12 protein-coding genes are annotated in these 22,868 nt (G+C 71.0%); 6 read left to right on the forward strand and 6 right to left on the reverse strand.

Annotated features, from left to right (window positions below; genetic code table 11):
- Nucleotides 1–330: 330 nt before the first annotated feature.
- From NDW01_RS10770 to NDW01_RS10785, 4 genes are all read right to left on the reverse strand, one after another.
- Nucleotides 331–4,551, reverse strand: a complete 4,221-nt coding sequence (locus NDW01_RS10770) for an AAA family ATPase (RefSeq protein ID WP_252819381.1) — start codon at nt 4,549–4,551, stop codon at nt 331–333.
- A gap of 466 nt (nt 4,552–5,017) precedes the next feature.
- Complete coding sequence (locus NDW01_RS10775; protein ID WP_252819384.1) at nt 5,018–6,304, reverse strand: serine/threonine-protein kinase; 1,287 nt, start codon at nt 6,302–6,304, stop codon at nt 5,018–5,020.
- A gap of 36 nt (nt 6,305–6,340) precedes the next feature.
- On the reverse strand, nt 6,341–8,701 hold the full coding sequence (gene pabB, locus NDW01_RS10780) for an aminodeoxychorismate synthase component I (RefSeq protein WP_252819386.1): 2,361 nt from the start codon (nt 8,699–8,701) through the stop codon (nt 6,341–6,343).
- Between the two features lie 70 nt (nt 8,702–8,771).
- Nucleotides 8,772–9,680 carry a helix-turn-helix domain-containing protein gene (locus NDW01_RS10785; RefSeq protein ID WP_406567711.1) on the reverse strand — a complete coding sequence of 303 codons (909 nt, stop codon included), beginning with the start codon at nt 9,678–9,680 and terminating at the stop codon, nt 8,772–8,774.
- 177 nt (nt 9,681–9,857) lie between these two features.
- Between NDW01_RS10785 and NDW01_RS10790 the strand changes: the two genes are divergently transcribed.
- Complete coding sequence (locus tag NDW01_RS10790; protein WP_252819856.1) at nt 9,858–10,685, forward strand: SAM-dependent methyltransferase; 828 nt, start codon at nt 9,858–9,860, stop codon at nt 10,683–10,685.
- A 3-nt stretch (nt 10,686–10,688) separates the two neighbouring features.
- Here the strand turns inward: NDW01_RS10790 and NDW01_RS10795 are convergent, their stop codons facing one another.
- The gene (locus NDW01_RS10795; RefSeq protein ID WP_252819388.1) at nt 10,689–11,498 is read right to left on the reverse strand and encodes an SAM-dependent methyltransferase; all 810 of its coding nucleotides are present in this window, start codon (nt 11,496–11,498) and stop codon (nt 10,689–10,691) included.
- 1,066 nt (nt 11,499–12,564) lie between these two features.
- On the opposite strand from NDW01_RS10795, the gene NDW01_RS10800 reads away from it, so the two are divergent.
- Genes NDW01_RS10800 through NDW01_RS10820 form a run of 5 tightly spaced genes read left to right on the forward strand, consistent with a single transcriptional unit; the run spans nt 12,565 to nt 20,270 of the window.
- Nucleotides 12,565–13,830: a glycosyltransferase family 2 protein gene (locus NDW01_RS10800; protein WP_252819390.1), complete on the forward strand. Its 1,266-nt coding sequence runs from the start codon at nt 12,565–12,567 to the stop codon at nt 13,828–13,830.
- Nucleotide 13,831: 1 nt separating this feature from the next.
- Nucleotides 13,832–15,769: a right-handed parallel beta-helix repeat-containing protein gene (locus NDW01_RS43740; protein WP_252819393.1), complete on the forward strand. Its 1,938-nt coding sequence runs from the start codon at nt 13,832–13,834 to the stop codon at nt 15,767–15,769.
- Between the two features lie 36 nt (nt 15,770–15,805).
- Nucleotides 15,806–17,785, forward strand: coding sequence for a right-handed parallel beta-helix repeat-containing protein (locus NDW01_RS10810; protein ID WP_252819395.1), 1,980 nt, complete (start codon nt 15,806–15,808; stop codon nt 17,783–17,785).
- Nucleotides 17,782–18,918 carry a right-handed parallel beta-helix repeat-containing protein gene (locus NDW01_RS43745; RefSeq protein WP_252819397.1) on the forward strand — a complete coding sequence of 379 codons (1,137 nt, stop codon included), beginning with the start codon at nt 17,782–17,784 and terminating at the stop codon, nt 18,916–18,918. Before NDW01_RS10810 ends, NDW01_RS43745 begins: the two co-directional genes overlap by 4 nt.
- A 14-nt stretch (nt 18,919–18,932) precedes the next feature.
- Entirely contained in the window at nt 18,933–20,270 is a 1,338-nt protein-coding gene (locus NDW01_RS10820; protein ID WP_252819399.1) for a UDP-glucose dehydrogenase family protein, read from the forward strand.
- A 210-nt stretch (nt 20,271–20,480) separates the two neighbouring features.
- On the opposite strand, the gene NDW01_RS10825 is transcribed toward NDW01_RS10820, so the two are convergent.
- A complete protein-coding gene (locus NDW01_RS10825) occupies nt 20,481–22,793 on the reverse strand; it encodes a penicillin acylase family protein (RefSeq protein ID WP_252819401.1) in 2,313 nt (770 codons plus the stop codon).
- Between the last annotated feature and the right edge of the window lie 75 nt (nt 22,794–22,868).

A 22,868-nucleotide genomic window follows, 5' to 3' on the forward strand; every position in this document is an offset into this window, starting at 1 on the left:
GCTGAGCAGGAGCTCGAGCACGGCACGGGCCGCGCGGCGCCGGGCCGGCCCGCAGAACACGGCGGCCAGCGCGAGGACCATGATGAGGAGCCAGTACAACAGCACCGGCACCAAGAGGATCAAGAGCCCACCGGCGGCATGCCCCGCGAGCTGAAGGGATGCGCTTCCAAAGGCGGCTCCAGCCGTGAGGCGACCCAATCCTCGCATCTCCCCGCTCCTGTCCTCGCTCGCACGCCGGCTCCTGCTGGGCGGACGCGTACCGAGGAGATATAAGGAAGCGAGGTATGGGGCTTGCCTCCCTTTCAGGATGCGTAGGCCGTCGGAGAACTGTCAAGTCAGGTCGTCGGCGGAGAAGACGATGTCCTCCAGGAATTCGACGACGAGCATCCCGTCGCTGCTGCGCAGGTTGGCCCCGAAGGCGTTGCTCATGTTCCTCCGGGTGGCCCAGAGGACAAGGTACTTGCCCTGCGACTGCAGCGTCTGAGTGATGGCCTGGTAATCGCCGTCCCCGGTTCCGATGACGAACGCGCTCAACTCGTTGTCGCGAAGCGCGGCATGAATGTGTTCCTTCAGGACATGGTCCGAGGCGTTGGCCTTGTCCGCGCCGGCGATGTCGGGCTGGTAGCCGGCGGCCTTGTAGGACATCTGGTCGCCCTCGAGGTAGGCCACATGCCAGTTCGCGACGGCCCATCTGATCATTGGATTGCCGTGCCGGGCCGCCGCCTTCAGCAGTCGGTTCCCCAACTCGTCACCGCGGATCCGGCGTTCGAGGCGAGCCCGTTCGTGCACCGGGCGTTCTTCGATGAGCTCCATCAGCGAGCGCTTGATGTTCTCCACGTCGAGGAACACCCCGAGCGGCTGGTTGGCCGCCTTGGCCGAGGTGTCCACCTGCGCTTCGCTGATCACCCGGGCGAGCAGGCTCTCGAGGTACCGTTCCAGGAACCCGCCGCGGATGCGCCAGCGGTCGCCGTCCGCGGATTCTTCGAGGGTCAGGAGTTCCAGCGCCGCCATCGTGTCGACGTACATCCCGGGTGACTGGATTCCCGAACGCGCGCACGCCTGGAACAGCTCGCTCGTCGTCACTCCGCGGCGCGGGCCGGGCTGGTGCTTGAGGATCAGGAAGGCGATCTGCCGGTGCGCCTCGGTCACCACGCCCTCTTCTTCGTTCCACCACCAGTCGCTCACCCGCGACTCGGTGGCCGCGACGTCGGCGGCGCGGATGATGTCTCCGGGCAGGACCACGCGGCGCTGCTCCCGGTTGAGGGCGGTGACGGCGCCGGCGGCCAGCACCTGGATCACCCACGGGTGGCCCTCGGTGAGGTCCCACAGCAGGTCGAGCGATTCGGGCAGCCAGCGGACGTCGTCCCGCTGAAGGGGGACCGTGACGATCCGCGTCATGGCCGACCTGTCGACGAAGGAGATGTTGTACGGCTGCATGTTGGCCCACAGGCGGCTCTCCACTCGGCGCTTGGTCGCGTCGTACGACTCCGACCCGGTGCAGAGGAAAAGCAGGTCGGACTCGGACTGCACCTTCGTGCGCAGCCAGGACAGCATGCTGCCGCTGAGCTCCTCCGCGGGGTCGTTGATGCGTCTGACGACCTCCTGCAGTTCGTCGAAACAGATCAGGATCTGCCGTCCCGTCCGGCGTTGCAGGTCCCGCAGCGAGGTCTCGAAGACGGTCCACGGCGCGTCGAGTTCGAAGTCGGCGGCACCCGGTAGGGGGATCTCGTAGTCCGCGAACTCCGGATACTCCCGCAGGGAAAGCTGCGCCTTGCGAAGGAGCTCGCGGATGAGCCGTTTGTCGTTCAGCCCCGTGTCGATGTCGAAGTCGACCATGAGGGTGAGCACCTCTGGGGCGCAGACCCTGCCGAGGTGGCGTACGAGAGTCGACTTGCCGACCTTACGAATGCCGTTCACGAAGTAGAGCCGCCGCATCCGTCCGCCGGCGAATGCCTCGCGCAGTTCACGGAGCTCCCGATCTCGTCCCTGGAAGAGATCGACTCGGTCGGCCGCGACGGGTGCCGCGAGCACGAACCGCTCGGTCACGGGCACCGGATCACCCGGCGGGCCGACCGGTACGTCGGCACGCGCGTGGACCTCCCGCTCGACGCCGAGCGAGTCCCAGGTGACGTGGCAGAGGACCTTGCAGGCCGCCGGGGCGGGCGCGCCGGTCAGCTGAACCTCGACATCGACGAGCCGCCGTTCCTCCGGCGGGATCTCGTCCAGAGTGACCAGTGGATTGAGCACTGTCAGCTCGGGGGTCTCGGAGCTGAACGCGACGCGCACCCGCCGGGCCGCCTCGACGGCCGGGTTGTGGAGCCGGATGGCCAATCTGGTCCTGACGTCCTGATCGGTCAAGGTCATGTGCAGGTCGGGCGGCATCGTCAGGTTGAGGTCGGGGACACCGCGCAAGTGGGCCGCGAGCCCCTGAACGACGTTCAGCGAGGCCCGCGCCAGACCCCGCAACTCCAGCGGGACGCCGTCCAGCGCCTGCGCAAGCGCCTGACCGTGTTCACGCATCTCCGCGTCCAGCGCTTGGGCGCGCGTTTCGTTCACGCCGCGCTGGAACTCGCTCGCCAGGGCGGAGATCGCCCGAATCGCCTTGATCGCCGGCTGCGGGCCGGACCGGCCGAGAGCAGCGGCGGCGGTCAGGAGGTCGTCCGTCTCGGCGGCCAGAGCGGATAGGCCCTGGGCCGAAGAGACGTGTTCGAAGCGTGGCGCGAGGCGGTCCACGATCTCTTGGGCCGCCGTGGCGCTGAGCCCGTCCGGCTGCGGTCCGCGGGTCCGATCGGAGCCGCCGGTCGGTCTCGCCTCGGAGTGACCGGCCTGCCGCGAGCCCACCGGGCCGACCGGGCCGACCGGGCCGAGCTTCTCCTCCCAGACCCGTACCTCGCTCGGGCTCAGGGTGGTCTTCTGCCAGTTCTTGCGGAGCTCCCGAAGCGCCTCTTCCTGGAAGCCGTGACGCATTCCCCAGGTGAGGAGACGCTTGAACGGGCCACTGGCCATCTCCGGTCGCCGTTGTTTGGCGCTGGTCCGGAGGGTTCGCTCCATGCTCTGGCATCGGGCGCGCCAGGAGCCGGGGAGATCCCCCGCGTGCTCGTACAGGTCGGCCAGGCACTCCCAGTTCTTGTAACTGTAGAACTCGCCGGGGTAGGTCAACCGCTGCTGGAACCATTCGATGCCGGCGTCCAGGAGGTGAAGCCCGACGAAGTCCCTCGCCGCTTGATCGAGCTTGCGGACATCGATCCGCTCGGCCGGATTGGGGAACTCATGGTCGGGATCGCTCAGGAGCGCGCTCAACCTGCGCAGATGCTCCGACGAAGCCGTGCGCTCGCCGGTCTCGACGCCTTCGCGGGCACTCGCCAGGGCGCCGAGCAAACGCGCCTCCGGATAGTGGAACTTCGCGTACAGCCGCTGCTGGATCTCCGTCCGCCCCTGCTGCAGTGCCCAGAGCATGGCGAGGTCCAGCGCGCCGGCGGGGTGGCGTTCCAGGTCGAGCACCGGCAGCAGCGCATCGAGTGCGTCGGCGGTGAGCGCGGGCACCCGGCTGAGTGAGACGGCCAGGTTCCAGTAAGCGGTGCCATTGCGCTCCCGGTCGAATCGCTCGTCGGCGATGACCCCCTGGTAAAGGCTTATGGCTTCGTGGATCTCACCCGGGCGGCCGAGTTTGGCGTAGGCGTAGGCGAGCCACATCCGGGTGTAGACGTTCTGTCCACGGCGCAGCCACAGGTTGCGGAGATCGAGGATGGCGCCGCGATCGTTACGGTCGAGTTTGGCCTTGGCGTTCAGCCACTGGGGGTCCTGTACTCCCGGCCGGGAGAAGACCTTGCGTTCCGGAGGAGTGACCTCCTGGGTGACGTTCAGCCTCAGCATGAGGTTCTGGGTGAGGAGGTCTTCCACGTCCGCCAACGCGTCGATGAGCGAGCCGTTGTCGCCGGAGGACACCGCCTCTTCGAGTCGCTCCAGCGACTCCGGTCCCAGCAGGTCCGTCAGAGGCTGCGGCAAGGCGTATTCTTCTTCGGCGAAGCGCAGGGCGTGGGGAGCGACGTGCCGAGCGATCTCCCGCCACCTCGCCTGAACGCTCTTCATGTGATGGGGGAGAACGAGCCCGAGCACCGCGGTGATGTTGTTCCGGACCAACCGCTGCTCGAAATTGACATCCCCGCCATTCGCCTCGCGCAGGCTCTCCAGCTCACGCAGGATGACTTCATTGATCCTGATCCGGTATTGGAGGGTGATCGATTGCCCGTGGACCTTGTTGATCAGCTCTTCGAGCTCGGTGATCAGAGCATCGACCGATCCGTCCTCTGAGGCGCCGATCTCTCGTACCTGCTGCCGGATCATCACGTCGCAGGCCGCCTGCAGACAGAGCCGCATCTGCCGTGACGGTCCGCCGCCGACCCGGCCCCCTCGGGCCAGCTCGTGCGCGACGTTGAGCCTGTCGAGCGCGTCCTCGGTGTCGTCCGAATCCGCCTGCGCGCGGGCAATGGCGACCAGGCCCTCGATCAGAGCCGCCAGCTCGCCATCGGCGAGCGCATCGCTCGGCGCCATGGCGCTTAACTTCTCCAGCACGGTGGTCAGTTGTGCGCCTTCGTGCGGAGGCAGCAGACCGAGGTGGTCTCTCGCATTGTCGATCTCAACGGCGACGAGATCTTCTAGTTCAACGCCTGCGATGAATCGCCACATACGCATGGAATACCTTCGCTGCAGGTCAGGACTAATGCGTTAGCGGACAAGGCCGCATAGGTTTGCACTAATTGGTGTAAACCCCCGTGAGATGCATTCACTATACGCTCGGGTTTCGCACAGGGGAAGCAGTCGGCAGTGCACGAATAGTTGATCTTCCGGCAGCGCGACGACGACGAATCACCCCGCCCGGGCCATGGCGAATCCGGAGCAGGAAGTCCTTCGAATCAGGGTTGCCTGAAATGGCCGATTCGGTCCGGAGTTCCCCACCATCACGGCGCACGGAAGCCGGTCGTGACCCCCTTCGGTTCGTGGCCGCGCGGCCGCGAACCTAGTGGTGCCTGCCGTGCCCGGGCTTCTTGTGCTTCGGCGGGCGAGGCATCGTCCGCTTCGGCGGGGGCTGCACCTTGTGGACGGGCCTCCGGTGCGCGGTCGGCGACGGCCGGGAGACCGGGTGCGAGGACACCGGGCGCGCGGAGACGGGTGCCGAGGAGGACGGCGTGGCGGCAGGGTGGTGCGGTGACGTCGGGCGGGCGAACCAGCCGACTCCCCCGGCCAGCAGAGCGATCGCCAGCCCTCCGATCGCCAGCGGAAGCGCCCGGCCCCGCCGGACCGGCTCGTCGGCGACCGGCGGCACCGCCAGCACCTGGGTCGCGCCACCCGGCGGTGCGCCGAGCGGCGGGTGGCCCGACGCGGCACCCACCGGCGCGGGGCTCACCGCGGCGCCGACCGGGTACGCCGGGGGCACCGTGGCCCCGTCGACCCGCGTGCCGCCGGCGATCGTCACGCCCGGATCGGCGCGCAGCCGGGCGGCCCGGTCGGCGACGACCGCCGCTCCGGCGGGCCGCGCCGCCGGGTCCTTGGCCGTCAGCGCGCGGACCAGGTCGCGGACGCCGGACGGCACGGACGCCGGGAGCTCGGGCAGCGGGGTGTCGCGGTGGGCGACGAGCACGGCGGTCGCCGGCCCTTCGTACGGAGGCCGGCCGGTGAGCAGCTCGAACGCGATGATGCCCAGCGCGTACAGGTCGGCGGCGGCCGTCGCCTGCTTGCCCGTCGCCTGCTCGGGCGCGAGGTACAGCGGGGTGCCCATCAGCATGCCGGTCCGGGTGAGCGGAATGGCGTCCACCGCGCGGGCGATCCCGAAGTCGGTGATCTTTATGGTGCCGTCGCGGCCCACCAGGAGGTTCCCGGGCTTGACGTCGCGGTGCACGAGCCCGGCGGCGTGCGCCACCGCCAGGGCGGCCGAGGCCGACGCGACGATCTCGAGCACGCGGTCCGGCGGCATCGGCGCGTCCCGTGCGATCGTCGCCGCGAGGGACTCCCCCTCGACGTACTCCATGACGAGGTACGGCGGCTCGTCGTCACGGCCCTCGTCGTAGTCGAAGACCTGGGCGATGCCGGGATGCGACAGGGCGGCGGCGTTCCGCGCCTCCAGGCGGAACCGCTGGCGGAACTCCACGCTGTCGGCGTACTCGCCGCGCAGGAGCTTGACCGCGACCGGGCGGCCGAGGGCGGTGTCCTCCGCCCGCCAGACCTCACCCTGGCCGCCGACGGCGATGCGCGCGACCAGGCGGTACCGGTCGCCGAGCACCGTGGTGGGGCCGAATGTGACAGTCATCGTTCGCGCCACGATACCGACACCGGGCGCCAGGGATCACTCTTCCGGAGAGCGCCGTCCGGCGCCGGGCGCGGTGCTCAGGCCGAGCGCGACGGCCATCGCCCTCGCCTTGACCAGCGTCTCCTCGAACTCCGCGGCCGGATCGGACGCCGTTACGATCGCCCCGCCGATCCCGAACCCGACCGTATCGGGCGTGATCACGATCGTCCGGATGACCATCGCCAGGTCGGCGGCGCCGCTGAGGGAGAACCAGCCGAGCGCGCCGGAGTAGACCCCGCGCGGACCGCCCTCCAGCCGGTCGATGATCTCCATGGTGCGCAGCTTCGGCGCGCCGGTCATCGAGCCTCCGGGGAACGCCGCCCGTACGCAGTCGACGGCGGAGGCATCGGGCCGCAGCACCCCACGGACGGTCGACACGAGCTGGTGCACCGGGGCGTACGTCTCGACGGCGAACAGGCGCGGCACGTGCACCGAGCCCACCTCGCAGACCGCGCCGAGGTCGTTGCGGACCAGGTCGACGATCATCAGGTTCTCGGCCCGGTCCTTGGCGCTGTCGCGCAGTTCGCGGCGGAGGGCGGCGTCCTCCTCCGGCGTCGTGCCACGCGGCCGCGTGCCCTTGATCGGCTTGGACTCCACGACGCGGTCGGCACCGACGGACAGGAAGCGTTCGGGTGAGGCGCTGAGCACCGCGACGCCCGGGAAGTCCAGCAGCGCGCCGTACGGGACGGGACTCACCCGGCGCAGGAACCCGTAGGTGCGCAGCGGATCGGCGGCCACGCGGGCGACGGCCAGGTTGGTCAGGCAGATCTCGTACGACTCGCCGTCGTGGATCTCCCGGGCGCACTCGCCGATGAGCTTGAGGTAGGCGTCCTCACCGTGACGCAGCTCGTACGGAAGCGCGGGCGCACGATCCGACGAGGCCGCAGCGGGTGCGCGGACCGGCCGGGACAGGGGTTCGCTCTCGGCGCCCTCGGCGCCCTCGCCGGGCGCGGCGGGCGCGGCGGGCGCGGCGGGCGCGGCGGGCGCGGTGGGCAGGCGCAGCAGGCGTGCCTCGGTCTCGTCGAGCCACGCCGCGGCGTACGGGTCCTCGGGACCCTCGCCGAGGCACAGCAGGTGGCAGGTGCGCTCCCGATGGTCGAACACCACGGCGCGGTCGGCGAAGAGCAGGGCCGCGTCGGGCGTCGGAGCGTCGTACGCGGCGGTGCCGCCGGTCTCGGCCTTCAGCTCGTAACCGAGGTAACCGACGTAGCCCAGGGTGAAGTCGAACGGCAGCCGTTCGTCCGGCGGCAGGGCGCGCTCCCGGAGGCGCTCGTCGAGCCGGTCGAGGAACGGTCCCGGGAGGAGCTCGACGGGCCGCCCCGGCCGCTCCACCCGTACGGTCCCCTCGCGCACACGGTAGGTGAGGTACTCCGACCGTGGGCCGGTGCCGTCACCCATGACCGAGAAGCGGGATCCGACGGCGGCCCCGGCCGCGCCGTCCAGCCAGAAGCTCCGCGGCCGGCCCGCGAACAGCTCCCGGTAGGCGGCCTCCGGATCCGGCGCCCGCTCGATCCGCCGCACCTGCAGCCGGTACGGCCGCTCGGACGGCGCCCGCACGCCGGGAGCCGGCCGCACGAGCGGACGGGACCGGTGGCCTGCGAGGTCACCGACGGCAGCGGGGTTCCGGGGGTCGGCGAGGTCACGGACACCGGCGAGGTCGCCGGGCTCGGCGAGGTCCCCGGGCTTGACGGGGCCCCCGGGCTCGGCGAGGTCCCCGGCCTCGGCGAGGTCCCCGGCCTCGGCGAGGTTCCCGGCCTCGGCGAGGTTCCCGGCCTCGGCGAGGTGGCCGGCCTCGGCGAGGTGGCGGAAGTTGGTGAGAAGCTCCCGGCCGTACTCGGTGCCGATCGACTCCGGGTGGAACTGCACGCCCCACAGCGGGCGCCGCCGGTGCCGTACGCCCATGAGGACGCCGTCGGGCGTCCAGGCGAGCGGCTCGAACTCCTCCGACAGCGCGGTCACGGCCAGCGAGTGGTAGCGGACGGCGGTGAACGGCGAGGGGATCCCCGCGAACAGGTCCCGCCCGTCGTGGTGGATGGGGGACGCGATGCCGTGCACGGGCTCGGGGGCGTAGCCCACGGTGCCGCCGAACAGCTCGCACAGTCCCTGGTGGCCGAGGCACACCCCGAGCACGGGCCGGTCCCAGTCGCGGATCGCGCGGGCGCTGACCCCGAAGTCCCGTTCCCGGCAGGGACGCCCGGGCCCCGGAGAGATCACCACGCCGTCGAAGTCGCGCGGGTCGAGCGAGGACCATTCGACGTCGTTGCGGACGACCACGGGCGGGCGTCCGTTCACCTCGGCCAGCAGATGGAAGAGGTTGTAGGTGAAGGAGTCGAAGTTATCGATCAGCAGGGTTCGCATCGAGCGCGAAATCTCTCGCCGGTGTCCGCGGAGCTCACCTCGAAGGATATGTCCCCGCGCCGCGCCGGGCTCAGGTCTCGCGGAGGATCCGCTGGAGGATCTTGACTGAGGCGTTCGGCGGCTCCGCCTCGATGACCACGCGGTTGAGAACGTGCCAGTAGTAGTCGACGTCGGTCGTCTTCGTGGCGTAGACGGCGTTCGTGAGCTGCTCGAGGTAGACGACGTCGGGGATGTCGTCCTCGGGGAAGCGCAGCAGCGTGATCGGGCCGCCCGCCGCGGCATGGCCTCCGGCGCTGAACGGCATGACCTCGACGGTGACGTTCGGCAGCTCGGCGACCTCGAGGAGGTGGCGCAGCTGGGCGCGCATGGTGTCCGCGCCGCCGATCGGGCGGCGCAGCGCCGCCTCATCGATCACGGCCCAGAGCTTGGGCGGGTTCGGCCGGTGCAGCAGGAGCCGCTGCCGCTTCATCCGGAGCGCGACCCGCCGGTCGATGACGGCCTCGGGCTGCTCGCGATGGGCGAGGCGGACGACGGCCCGGGCGTACTCCGGCGTCTGCAACAGGCCGGGAACGAACTGCACCTCGTAGGAGCGGATGACGCTGGCGGCCTGCTCCAGCCCGAGGTAGTCCTCGAACCAGCGCGGGACCACGTCGGCGTACTCCCGCCACCACGGCGGCGCGGTGGCCAGCTCGGCGAGTTCGAGCAGGGTCGCGCGCTCGGCGCCACCGTCCACGCCGTACAGCGTCAGCAGGTCCTCGACGTCACGCTGCTTGAAACCGCGCCGTCCCAGCTCGAGTCGGCTGATCTTGGAGTGCGACGCCTGGATGGCCGCACCCGCGCTCTGGCAGGTGAGGCCGCTGGCCTCACGCAACCTGCGGAGCTGGGCGCCGACGAGCATCCGCAACACCGTGGGACCGGCCTGGCGGTAGGCCAGCAGAGCGCTGTCGGCCACGCCACCAGCGAGGGGGCCAGTGACCATGCCGTCTCTCTCCGCTCCACCGTCGCCGACACTGATCGCTTCCGAAGCTTCTCACGATAGCCTCGGCCGTGCGAACCGGATTGGACGGTTTGCCCTACGGCATCCCTCCCGCGGCATCGAGGAAAGGTCTTCCCCGTGACCGACGACGCGCACGCATCCGATCGGCAGCACCCCGGAATCGACCACCGACCCCCCTCCTCCCCCGCCGAGCCCGAACGACCGGCGCCACCGGAGATCGACACGACCGTGCCGCACTCGGCGCGCATCTGGAACTACTGGCTCGGCGGAAAGGACAATTACCCCGTCGACCGGAAGGCCGGCGACGAGTTCACCGAGATCTTCCCGGGCATCGTCGACGCCGCCCGCGCCGTACGGCACTTCCTCGCCCGCGCGGTGCGCCACCTGGCGGAGGACGTCGGGATCCGGCAGTTCCTGGACATCGGCACGGGCCTGCCGACCGTGGACAACACCCATGAGATCGCCCAGCGGGTCGCCCCCGAGTCGCGGATCGTCTACGTCGACAACGACCCGCTCGTGCTGGCGCACGCCCGCGCCCTCCTGACCAGCACGGCCGAGGGGGCCACCGACTACATCGACGCGGACGTCCGCGACCCCGACCGCATCCTCGAGGCGGCCGCCGAGACCCTCGACTTCGGCCGCCCGGTCGGGCTGATGCTGATGGGCATCATGGGGCACCTCGACGACCGGGACGGCCCGCACGCGATCGTGCGCCGGCTGCTGGACGCCCTGCCGTCCGGCAGCCACCTCGTGCTGAACGACGGCACCGACGCCGATCCCAAGCGGCGGGAGGCGCACCAGCGGTACAACCGCGGCGGCGCCGTGCCGTACCACCTGCGTTCGCCCGAGGAGATCACCCGGTTCTTCGACGGCCTGGAGCTCCTGGAGCCCGGCGTGGTTCCCGTCTCCCAGTGGCGTCCGGAGCACAGCCCCTTCGGCCTCCCGCCCCGCGTCGAGACGCTCGGCGGGATGGGCCGCAAACCCTGACGGTCAGGGCTTGCGGCCGATGCCGCCGTACAGGGCGACCTCTTCGGCCGGTGTCAGCGGCGAGACCTCGGGCCGCCACAGGGGGCAGGACACGACCCCCGGCTCGACGAGGTCGAGGCCGTCGAGGAAACCGGTGATCTGTCCGGGGCTGCGCAGGTGGTACGGGACCGCGCCGGTGGCGTTGTACTGACGGAGGGCCTCCCGGTACGCCGGGTCCGTGTCCGTGCCGTCCCGTACCGCCAGGTAGCTGCCGGACGGGAGCGGGTCGAGCAGCCGCCGTACGATCGACCGCGCCTCGTCGTAGTCCTCCACGTGGGCGAGGATGCCCATGAGGATCACCGCGACGGGCCGGTCGAAGTCCAGCGTCCGGGCCGCGTCCGCCAGGATCTTCTCCGGCTCGCGCACGTCCGCGTGGATGTACTCGGTCGCCCCTTCGGGCAGTCCGGTGAGCAGCGCCTCGGCGTGGGCGAGGACGAGCGGGTCGTTGTCGACGTAGACGACACGCGACTCGGGGGCGACCCGCTGGGCGACCTCATGGGTGTTGTCCACGGTCGGCAGGCCGGTGCCGATGTCCAGGAACTGCCGGACGCCCCCCTCCTCGGCGAGGTACCGGACCACGCGGCCGAGGAAGTGACGGCCGATCCGCGCCAGGTCGACGATCTGCGGGAACAGCTCCTTGACACGGTCCCCGGCCTCCCGGTCCACCGGGTAGTTGTCCTTGCCGCCCAGCCAGTAGCCAAAGATCCTGGCCGAGTGCGGCACCGAGGTGTCGATCTTGGGGCGCTCGACCGGCGGGGACAGTTCATCATGCATCGGCGCATCTCCTACCAAAACGGTTAACCCCAACCCTGCGAACGTAGCCCACGAGCCCCGGCCCGCTCGGCGATCGACGCGGCACGGCCACAGGTGGCCTCCGGAGCCGAGGCCCTTCATGGCGGCCCCACCCGCCGCGCCCCCGGCCCGCCCCCAAGCGGCGGCCGCCCACGACCCGCCGACCGCTCCTCGCGGACCATGACTGGCCATTGACAGTGTGGCCCGGATCACGGGCCGCGCCGTTACCCTCAGGGCCGCCAGATTGCCCGAATAGCGGCTAATTTCCGTTTTCTGACGTGAGAGCGATTCACATCTTGACCGCACGCCCCACGACCGCCCGGCCCCGGCCCCGTACCCGCCCGGCGAGAGACGTCCGCGCGGCCGCCGGACCCGGTCGACCTGCCTCTGAGCGCCCCATCCGGCCCGAGGGCGGCGAGGAACGGGTACCGCGGACCCGGCCGAGCGGACCCATTGATGACCGGAGCGCCATGACAAAAAGCTCAGCCGAAAAGACGCGCACGTTTTCCGGAACGGGACGACGCCACACGATCGAGCGTTCGACACCGCGAAATGAATGGAGATTTACCGGCGCCCCCATCACCCGGAATCGGCGCCCTCCCGGCCACCGGCGACGCCCCCACCGCCACTTCTCGAAGGAAGATCGTCGACTCGGCGCAGACGGTACCCGGCGCGCTCGCCCGGCCCTGGCACACGCGCCTCGTGACGCCGCGACCAGTCGTGATCACGAAGCGGCCGGTCAGCCCGGCCCCAGTGCGGGGCACCGGGTTCCGGTCACCTGGAGGTGGTTTAAAACCAACCTCCTATTCAACCCGTCTTCCACTACCGAAGCCTGAAACGCGCTTCATGCTTCACCTTTCGTGTTTCGAAGGCGTTACAGCGGTGGTCGAGAACTTGTAGTGATACTTGAACGTTTGATAGTTATTTTGGGGTCTAGCGTGTTTGCCGTGACATGTGGGGCAATGGGGCCCGGTCACGCGTGGGGAGCCCCGGCTCTCCAGCTGATCTTGGGGTTGGCGCCGGTGACGGCGCCGGGGGAAGGATCACCTTGTCGTCTATCACCGCATGGTCGAGCCATGCCTGGACCTGGATCTCGTCGGCGACGGCCGGCGGCGGCTGGCACACCTTCGTTCCGCTGGGCCTCGCGGGTCTTCTGGTCTGGTCGCTCTGGCTCTACCGCGTGATCCTGTCGCGGCTCTACAAGCCCGTCATCAACGGTTTCACGACCACCGTCTCGGTCGTGGTCCCCTCCTACCGGGAGGACCCGGACATTCTGCTGCGCTGCCTGAGCAGCTGGCTCGACCAGGACCCGGACGAGGTCATCATCGTGATCGACGTCGCGGACCGCGAGGCCCAGCGCCGGCTCGCCAAGGTCACCGACCCTCGGCTGACCGTGCTGGTCTACGAGCACGCCGGCAAGCGCTCGGCGCTCGGCGTGGGCATCCGGGCGGCCAAGTACGACGTCGTCGTGTTCGCGGACTCCGACACCTGGTGGGAGCCCGGGCTGCTGGCCGCCCTGCAGATGCCGTTCGAGGACCCCGAGGTCGGCGGCGTCGGCACCCAGCAGAACGTCTACCAGCGCACCACCAGCGTCTGGCGGCGCATCGCGGACTGGCTGGTCAACCTCCGCTACTACGACTACGTCCCGGCCATGGGCAGCAAGGGCGGCGTCGCGTGCCTGTCCGGCCGCACCGCCGCCTACCGCCGCTCCGTGATCCTGCCCGTGGTGGACCACCTGGAGAACGAGTTCTTCCTGGGCCGCCGCTGCATCGCCGGCGACGACGGCCGCCTGACCTGGCTCACCCTCTCCCAGGGCTACAAGACCGTCCACCAGTCCTCGGCCCGCGCGGTGTCGATGTTCCCGGCGAGCTTCCGCGCGTTCATCAAGCAGCGCGTCCGCTGGAGCCGTAACTCCTACCGCTGCTACCTCACCGCCCTGTGGAAGGGCTGGCTGTGGAAGACGCCCTTCGTCACCAAGGTCACCGTGCTGCAGATCCTGCTGACGCCGGTCACGATGGGCGTCACGCTGGGGTACTTCGTCTTCAGCCGGCTGCACATGGGTCCGCTCGGCATCGGCCTGTCGGTGGGCTGGATGCTGGTCGGCCGTGGCATCCGAGGGTGGTCGCACCTCAAGCGGCACCCGCACGAGATCCTGCTGCTGCCGCTGACCGCGGTCGTGGTCATGCTGATCGCGCTGCCGATCAAGCTCTACGCCTTCGTGACCATGAACAAGCAGGGCTGGCTGACACGCACCTCCGACCAGATCGGCGGGGCCGGGCAGACCGCCGCCACGCTGCAGGAACAGGCGGTCTGAGGTGACGGCCACCACGCCCGGCGCACGACCGGGCCGGTACCGCGTGCCCGTGAACGCCGGGGCGCGCGGGCTCCTGGTCGCGGCACTCGCACTCGGCCTGCCGCTGCTGCCCGCGGACGTCCACGCCGCCACGCCCTCCCCCGCCCCGTCGCAGACCGGGGCCGCCGCCACCCAGGACGACGGCGGGCGGGAGGCCGCCCTGGTCGACCAGGAGGACGAGCGGATCATCCAGATCCGCGCCGTCCTGTCCTCGCTGATGCAGGGGGGCGGCAAGGAGTCACTGACGTGGAAGCAGCCGGAGATCTTCGGCTCGGCGCACGGCAAGACGCTCGTCCTGCCGCAGCGCACCGATGACTCGGCCTACACGATCACGGACCTGGTGCGTTACGGCGGCCGGTACTTCCGGCGGCTGCACGACGGCTCGTACCTCCTGAGCGCGCACCTCTTCGTGGCCGACGGCGCGAAGCTTACGCTGCAGAGCAACGGCCGGCCGCTGACGATCCGGATGGGCAGCGTCCCGGGCGCGTTCAGCTCGATCGTCGGTTTCGGCGGGACCATCACCATCAAGGGCACCGCCCAGGCGCCGGTCCGCATCATGAGCTGGAACGTGCGGACGCGTCAGCCGGACACCCAGGTGAACGACGGGCGGGCCTACATCCGCGCGATCGGCGGCGCGTTCCGGATGTCGTACGCGCAGGTGTCCGACCTGGGCTTCTGGAGCGGCCGTACGGGCGGCATCTCACTGACGGGAACGGAGCGGCCCGCCAACGCGGCCCGGCACCTGACCAAGACGCAGCGGCACGAGGCCAAGGCGCGGCGGTTGTCCGGCAAGAAGGACGAGACCAAGGCCGTGGGACCCGGCGACGTCGAGGTGTCCCCGGCGGGCCCGGACGGACCGGGCGGCACCGCGTCGCACGTACCGGCCGCCGGCCTGGTCACCGGGGCGGTGGAGCACAGCCGGATCACCGGCGACGCGTACGGGATCTTCGTCTCCGGCTCCACGCAGACGCAGATCAACGACGACCGGGTCGAGAACAGCCTCGCCCACGGCATCCTCCTGCACCGCTACACGAAGGACGCCAGCGTCCAGAACACCACGGTCACCGGCAGCGGCGGGGACGGGTTCGTCCTGTCCCGCGCCACCGAGGGCGTCCGGATCACCGGCAGCACGTCCGAGCGCAATCACGGCAACGGCTACACCCTCAACGGTTCGCCGCTCGCGCTCGGCCCGTCGGCGAGCGGCGAGTCCCCGCAGCCGTACGGCAACAGTTCGGTCAACGGCAGCACGGCACGGGACAACGGCCACTACGGCATCGAGGTCCTGGGCGGCAACCGGCTGGCGGTGCAGACCAGCAAGGTCATCGGCAGCGACATGGGCATCGTCGTACGGTCCGCGGCCACGAACGTGCAGATCTCCGGGAACCAGCTCAGCGGGCAGAGACGGCAGGGCATCGCGCTGCGCGAGGGGGTCACCGGCGCGCAGGTCGCCGGGAACCTCGTCAATGGCGTCCAGGTCGGCATCTACCTGCGCAACTCGAGCGGCAAGCTGTCGGGCAACATCATCCGGGGCGCGACCCGGCACGGCATCGTGCTGCGCGGCGGCACGGACGGCACGCAGGTGGTCAGCAACACCCTGCGCGGGTCCGGGCCGAGCGCGATCAGCAAGGCCGGCTCGCACGGCACGCTGACCCGGGAGAACAACGACACCTCCGGCTGGGACGACACGTCCAGCCTGCTGACGAAGGCGATGCGGTACGCCAAGCCGATGAACGTCATCTGGGCCGCCGTGTTCCTCATCGTGATCTTCATGATGGTCCGGTCCCGCGCGCTTCCCCGGCGGAACCGGCGCGGGATCGACCCGTACGCGGCGCAGCGGCAGCTCGCGGAGCGTCCGGCGCGTGCGCTGCGGAGCATCACCGCCGGCGGTGACGGGCGATGAACGGCACGGGGACGACGCGAAAGCGGGAGGTACGCGATGGCAGCGCCTGACTCGGGCGAGGCGGCGCCGCGCCGGCGCGGCCGTCGGCTGGTCACCACCGTCCTGGTGCTGGGACTGGCCGCCGGCGGCACGTACGCCTACGTGCGGTACACCGAAAAGCCCTCCGGTCTGCCGGCCGTCGACGACGTGTCGCCGAACGACGCGCGGCAGGAGGCGGCGCTGGTCGACCAGGAGAGCCAGCGCATCATGCAGACCAACGCGGTGCTGACCTCGACGCTGCGCCGGGGCGGCCCGCGCGCGGCGGCGATGCGCCAGCCGAACATCTTCGGGTCCTCGATCGGCAAGACGCTCGTGCTGCCGCAGCGCAGCCGGCCGTACTACGTCGCGGACCTGCAGAAGTACGCCCAGCGGGACTTCCAGCAGCAGAACGACGGCTCGTACGTGCTCGGCGTGAACGTCTTCGTCGCGGCGGGTGCCAAGCTGGTGCTGCAGAGCTCAGCGGGTCCGCTGACGATCCGGATGAAGAGCGTCCCGGGGGTGTTCACCTCGATCGTCGGCTTCGGCGCCAGCATCCGGATCAACGGTTCGGCGCAGAACCCGGTGCGGATCATGAGCTGGAACGACCAGTCCGGCACGACGGACACGCGCCTCGGCGACGGGCGGGCCTACATCCGCGCGATCGGCGGCGAGTTCCAGATGAAGTACGCCCGGGTGTCCGGCCTGGGGTTCTGGAGCGGCCCCACCGGCGGGATCGCGATGACCGGCAGCGACCGGCCCGACGACGCCGCCGAACGCGTCGACCCGGGCGCCTCGGCGCCCAAGCGCGTGGAGCTGGCCGACGGCACCACCGACACGACGCGGGGCGGCCAGAACGAGGTCGAGGTCACGACGTCGAACGGGAAGACGAGCGTCGGCTTCCTCGTCCCGGCCGCCAACCTCGTCACCGGATCGGTCGACCACAGCACCATCGACGGCGACGCGTACGGGATCTTCGTCTCGGCGTCCGACGGGACGCAGATCACGAACAACCGGATCGAGAACAGCCAGGTGAACGGTGTGCTGATGCACCGGTTCGCCCGGAACGCCAGCATCGAGAACACCACCGTCACCGGCAGCCGGGGCGACGGGTTCGTCCTGTCGCGGGGCACCGAGAACGTCCGCATCACCGGCTGCACCGCCGAGGGCAACGGCGGCAACGGCTTCACCCTCAACGGCCAGCCGCTGGCGAACGGCCCGTCCGCGAGCGGCGAGTCCCCGCGCGCGTACGGGGACAGTTCAGTCACCAGCAGCACGGCGCGGGACAATCGACGCTACGGGGTCGAACTGCTCGGCGGCGCACACCTGGCCGTGCAGACGAGCAAGGTGGTCGGGGGTGACATGGGGATCGTGGCGAGCGGCGACGCGACCGGCGTGCAGATCTCCGGCAACGAGCTGAGCAGGCAGGCCCGCCAGGGCATCGTGCTGCGCGGCGGGGTCACCGCCGCGAACATCGCCGGCAACATCGTCGACGACACCGACACCGCCATCTACCTGCGCGACTCGACGGGCTCGGTGATCGGCAACACGGTGCAGTCGGCGTCCCGGCACGGCGTCTCGCTGGTCGGCCAGGTCGGCGGCGCCCGCGTCACGGGCAACACGTTCGGCGGTGCGGGCACGAGCGCGCTCGACGTGTCCCGGGCGAAGGGCACGGCCGCCATCTCGAACAACGGAACGACAGGCTGGCACGACACCGCGGGCTTCTGGACGGAGGTCAAGCGGGTCGCCAAGCCGATGAACATCATCTGGACCCTCGTCTTCCTGCTCGTCGTCGTCTCGGCGCTGCGCTCGCGCGGCAGCGGGCTGCGGATCGGCCGCCGCCACGTCCACCCGTACGACGACCAGCGCAAGCTGGAGCAGCGGCCGGTGCTGGCGCTGCAGCGCGCGCGTAAGGTCGACACGACCGAGACGAGCCCCGATCTGCTGGCGGTCGCCCTCCCGTCCGGTGGCGCGGACGAGCAGGTACGGGAGTCGCTGTGAAGATCGACCTGAAGTTCGTCTCCGGGCTGGTCGTCGGCGCGCTCCTCGTGGCGGGCCTGACCTGGCTGCTGGCCGGGGGCCGTGGCGGGTCCTCGCCGGCGAGGCACCACAAGACCGCCTCCCGCCTCCGGCCCGTACCGGCGTCGTCCCCCGCCGGCGGCGACGGCGGCGACGGAGGGGACGCCGGCGCGTCGGCGGGCCCGGAGCCGGACCTGCCCGTCCCGACCGGCGCGGGGAAGATCGCCTGCCCGTCGGCCACGCGCACCGTCGACAGCGCCGACGCGCTGCAGAGCGCGCTCGAACAGGCGAAGCCGGGCGACGTCATCACGCTGTCGCCGGGCACGTACCAGGGGAAGTTCGCCACCCGCGCCTCCGGCACGGCGGACCGGCCGATCAGCCTGTGCGGGGACGCCTCGGCGATCCTCGACGGCGGCGGCATCAAGAAGGGCTACGCCTTCCACCTCGACCACGCGGCGTACTGGCACCTGATCGGCTTCAGCGTCCAGAACAGCCAGAAGGGCGTGATGGCGGACGGCAGCAACGGCTCGGTCATCCAGGGCCTGACCGTCCACGACATCGGCGACGAGGCCATCCACCTGCGCGACTTCAGCACCGGGAACACCGTCCAGTACAACAAGATCTGGGGCACCGGCCGGCGGCGCGCGAAGTTCGGCGAGGGCGTCTACCTCGGCTCGGCCGAGTCGAACTGGAGCCAGGTGTCCGGCGGAAAGATGGACAAGAGCGACCACAACGTCGTGCGCGGCAACGTCATCCAGGCCACCGCCGAGGCGGTGGACATCAAGGAGGGCACGACCGGCGGCCGCGTCATCGGCAACGTCTTCGACGGATCGAACCTCGGCGGCGACAAGCACAACGACTCCTGGGTGGACGTCAAGGGCAACGACTACGTGCTGCAGGACAACACCGGCACGAAGACCCCCGCCGACGGGTTCCAGACCCACCAGATCATCAAGGGCTGGGGCACCGGCAACGTGTTCCGCGGCAACACGATCGACCTCGCCGGCGGTAACGGTGTCGGCATCAACGACACGGCCGGCGGCAACACGATCCTCTGCGACAACAAGGTGAGCGGCGGTCGGCTCACCGAGAACGGAAAGTGCGTCAACAAGTGAACGAAGGAGAAGGCATGACCCCGAAGCCGACCGAGCTGCCCCGGCTCACCGTGATCGGCACCGGTTACCTGGGCGCCACCCACGCGGTCTGCATGGCGGCCCTGGGGTACGAGGTCCTCGGCGTGGACGTCGACGAGAAGAAGATCGCCAAGCTGGCCTCCGGCGAGGTGCCCTTCTTCGAACCCGGCCTGCCGGAGCTTCTCACGAAGGCGCTCGACTCCGGACGGCTGCGTTTCACGACCTCGTTCGAGGAGGCGGGGGCGTTCGGCGACGTCCACTTCATCTGCGTCGGAACGCCGCAGCAGCCGGGCTCCGACGCCGCCGACCTGACCTACGTCCAGGCCGCCGTGCGCGCGCTCGCCCCGCACCTGGAGCGCCGCACCCTCGTGGTCGGCAAGTCGACCGTCCCGGTCGGCACCGCGTACGTCCTCACCGACGTGATCCAGGAGCTCGCGCCCGCCGGCACGGAGGTCGAGCTGGCGTGGAACCCCGAGTTCCTGCGCGAGGGCTTCGCCGTCGAGGACACGATGCGCCCCGACCGCCTCGTCTTCGGTGTCGCCTCCGACTGGGCGAACGAGCGGCTGCGCGCGGCGTTCGCCCCGATCCTGGACCTGGGCACGCCGGTCGTCCGGACCGACCTGGCCACCGCCGAGCTCGTCAAGGTCGCGGCGAACTCCTTCCTCGCCACCAAGATCTCCTACATCAACGCGATGGCCGAGGTCTGCGAGGCGGTCGGCGCCGACATCAAGGACCTGGCCGACTCCCTGGCCCTCGACGACCGCATCGGCGGGAAGTTCCTGCGCCCCGGCCTCGGCTTCGGCGGCGGCTGCCTGCCCAAGGACATCCGCGCCTTCGCGCACCGGGCCGAGGAGATCGGCGTCGGCCAGGCCGTGTCGTTCCTGCGCGAGGTCGACGCCATCAACCGCCGCCGCCGCGCCCGTACGGTCGACCTCGTACGCGAGCTGCTCGGCGGGCAGCTCGCCGGGGCGAGGATCGCGGCGTGGGGAGCGGCGTTCAAGCCGAACTCCGACGACATCCGCGACGCGCCTGCCCTCGACGTGGCCCGCACGATGCACGGGCTGGGCGGCCACGTCCGGGTGTTCGACCCGGCGGCGCTGGACAACGCCCGTCGCGCCTACCCGGAGCTCCGCTACGGCGACAGCGCCCTCGACGTCGCACGCGACGCCGACGTCGTGGTCCTGCTCACCGAGTGGGCGGAGTTCCGCGAGGTCGACCCGGCCGCGCTCGGCGAGGTCGTCCGGCACAAGCGGATCGTCGACGGCCGGCACGCCCTGGACGCCGACGCCTGGCGTGCCGCCGGCTGGGAGTACCGCGCTCTCGGCCGCAACTGACCCCGCACGGCGTGGCCGGGTCGCCCATCCGAGGGGGCGTCCGGCCGCGCCGGGCGGTACGGGGTGATCGTCGTGGTGCAACGGGCGGGCGGCGCCGGTGCCGCCCGTTCCACGACGACCACCGCGTCCTGAGCCGTCCCGCCACGAGGAAGCCCTCCCCCGAGTGGCGGGACGGCGTTCACCTGCGCCGTTCTCCGAGCCGGAGGTTCGTCAGCCCGCGACGCGGGTGGTGCGGTACGCCGGGTCGGCGGTGATCTCGGCGTCGGTGAACCGGTCCGGGACCCACTGCTTCGCCGAGAAGAGGCGGGTCTGGTCGGTGTGGTGCGGCGAGTTCGGGTTCGCGGACTCGGAGTAGGTGAGGATCGTCGAGGCCCGCGGCCCGGCCGGGGTGAGGGCCACGGCCATGATGAAGCTGGAGCCGGAGGCCACGTCCGGGTAGGTGCCGTTCGCCTGCAGGACCGGGCTCGCGGGGTAGACGGCGTTGAAGCAGCCCTCGCCGCCCGGGCAGCCGGGGATGGCGATCCCGGCGTACCGCTGCGTCGCGCCCAGCGGCTCGTCCAGCGGCACGCGCAGCGACGCCATCCGCTGGACGGCGTCGGCGAGGGCACGGCCGACGGCCGGGTCCGCCGTGTTGAGGTCCCGAGGGGTGGTCACCGGGTGCGCGGGGTCGAACGGCGTGCGGAACAGCGCCGGGCTCGACGCGCCGTTCAGGAACTCCCGCCACAGGACGGCGCCCCTGCTGCCCGGGTCGGTGCGCGAGTCCCAGGCGGCCAGCACCCGGCACGCGTCGCGTACGTCGACCGGCGATCCGTCGGTCGCGGTCAGCGTCGGGTGTGCGCGGCAGTAGGCCACGAGCTGGTCGCGCAGCAGCTCGGCGCTCAGGTCACGGTCGCCGAGCATGGTCCGCCGCAGGGTCGTCAGGTCGAACCCGCGCGGCCCGAGCCCATCGGTTCCGGCGAGGCGCTGCCGCACCATGTCCAGGCCGAGCCGGGTCCGCAGCGAGCGCGGGGTGCCCGTGTCCCCGAAGATCTGCGGGAACCCGGTGAGCGGTGCGTCCGGGTTGGTCAGCCAGGGGCTGTTGTTGGAGTTGGTGACGTAGTCCGTGCGGGACAGGCGCGGCGCGCGGGAGGGCCCGAAGATGCCCGGCTCGATCGCGTCGGGGTCGTTGCCCCACGCGCAGCGGGACGCCGACCCGTCCAGCGTGGGCTCCGGGCCGTCGACCGCGCAGCTCTTCAGCTGCTCGTCGGTGACGTGCGGCGCGACCGACGCGTCGGCGTAGTACGCCTGCCCGGTCGAGTCCGCCGCGATCGTGTTGGTGAACGGGATGCCCTGGTAGGTGTCCTGCGCCGTGCGCAGCTGCGCGACGCTGTCGGCCTGGTCCATCGCGAGCCAGGTGTTCATCGCGCGGACGTTGCGGGCGTTGACGTCCCGGATCGCGTACGCGTTCGCGGTGGTCCAGCCGTCCGCCAGCACCGGCCCGTAGCGGGAGTCGTACAGCGTCCGGCTCACGCTGCTCAGCCGCCCGTCCGCGCCGCGCACCCGGACCGTCACGGTTCGCCGGGTCATCGCCTCGCGGTGCCCGTCGACGAGGTACGCGGTGGGGTCCCCGGGCGCGAGCGTCAGCCGGTAGAACACGGCCCGCGCGGCGGTGGAGACGGTGTGGCTCCAGGCGAGATGCTCGGTGTGCCCGATCTCGACCAGCGGCGTCCCGTACAGGGCCGCGCCGGTGACGTTCAGCCGGCCGGGGATCGTGAGCTGCACCTGGTAGAACCGGCCGATCCCGTTCCAGGGGAAGTGCGGGTTGGCCAGCACCATGCCGCCCGTGCCGCGCGTCGCGTCCCGGCCCAGCCCGTACGCGTTGCTGCCGGCGTCGGCCTTCCGCAGGACGGGCGGCCTCGCCCGCGCGGTCGCGCCCGCCGCAGGCGGGGCGGCGTTGACGATCGGCGCGATGGCCTGCTCGGCGCCCTCCAGCTGAACGACGTGGTAGAGGTCCCGGTAGACGTCCAGCTCCGTCATCGGGCGCACCCACGCCGCGCCGCGGCAGGTCGGGTCCGGGAGCCGTGAGACGCCCGTGTCGCGGAGATAGCGGTTGTAGCCCGCGACGTACCCGCGCACGAGGTCCCGCACCTCCCGCGTCGGCCCGAGCGGCGCGGGCTGCGCGATCAGCCGGCGTACGACGCCGGACCGCAGCTCGGCCTGTTCGTACACGTCGCTGTCGAGGTTCGACGTGCCGGTCAGGGGGTCGTCGTTCGCGGCGTCCGGCCCGAAGTACCGCGACCGCTCCCCGGCCAGCGTGACCAGGCGCGACGCCTCGACGCACACGTTGTCCTGTGCGTACGCGTACCCCTCACCGAATCCCAGCCCGGCGTAGTCGGCCGCCTTGACGTGCGGGATCCCGTACGCCGTCCGCCGGATCTCGGCGCGGTACCGCCCGGTGGGCGCGGCGCCCGCCGGTACGGCGACGGCCAGGGGGAGCGCGGTGAGCGACGCCACCGCGCATGTGACGAGCTTCCATCTCTTCACGGAGATCACCTCGGGCTCATGCTCCGCCCCGGATCGCGGCCCCGCATCGGCCGTCCGGCGGGTCCGCGCGTCCGC

This window comes from Actinoallomurus soli (genome assembly GCF_024055715.1).
Taxonomy (GTDB): Bacteria; Actinomycetota; Actinomycetes; order Streptosporangiales; family Streptosporangiaceae; genus Actinoallomurus; species Actinoallomurus soli.